This is a genomic window from Paenibacillus sp. MDMC362 (assembly GCF_003269305.1).
In the GTDB taxonomy this organism is placed as follows: domain Bacteria; phylum Bacillota; class Bacilli; order Paenibacillales; family Paenibacillaceae; genus Paenibacillus_AQ.
In genome coordinates this window covers 1-678 of record NZ_QLYT01000092.1, presented here as the reverse complement: position 1 = coordinate 678, position 678 = coordinate 1, and the positions used below count along the sequence as shown (strand labels likewise).

General features: G+C 51.5%; 1 protein-coding gene. It reads left to right on the top strand.

The genetic code is table 11. The features are described 5' to 3' along the window. The coding region (locus tag DP091_RS30470; protein WP_146747034.1) for a transposase at positions 1-642 on the top strand (642 nt) is incomplete at its 5' end. Positions 643-678 lie beyond the last annotated feature (36 nt).

The window sequence follows — 678 nt, the reverse complement described above, 5'->3', positions numbered from 1 at the left end:
GATGTCCACGTCACGCCGGGAAACGTCCATGATTCTGTACCGTATTTGTCGCGTTTGGATCGCCAACGAGAGCGATTTGGTTTTGAAGTTGAAGCCATTGCCCTGGATTCAGGTTATTTAACAACCCCCATCTGTAAAGGATTGCAGGAACGGGGGATCTTTGGCGTGATTGCTCACCGGAGATTTCATCCGACCCAAGGCTTGTTTCCGAAGTGGAAGTTTACCTATGATGCCGAGCGTAACCGGTATATTTGTCCGGCTCAGCATGAATTGTTGTACCGCACCACGAATCGAGAAGGATACCGGCAATATGCCTCGGATCCGAGGCACTGCAAGACTTGCCCGATGCTGGAGCAATGTACCCGTTCACGGAATCACCGCAAGATCGTCACGCGCCATGTCTGGGAGGACAGCAAGGAATGGGTGCGAAACAACCGGCTCAGCCGATCCGGCAAGTATTTATACCGAAAACGAAAAGAAACGATTGAGCGAAGCTTCGCGGATGCCAAAGAGCTCCATGGGTTTCGCTATTGCCGGTTGCGCGGGTTGCAAAACGTCAGGGAACAAGCTCTGATGACAGCAACCGTACAGAATATGAAGAAGATGGCGATCCACTTGGATCGCCTGGAAAACAGGGGGTAATCCCCCCATTTCCCCTCTTGAAGTGACCACTTAAAA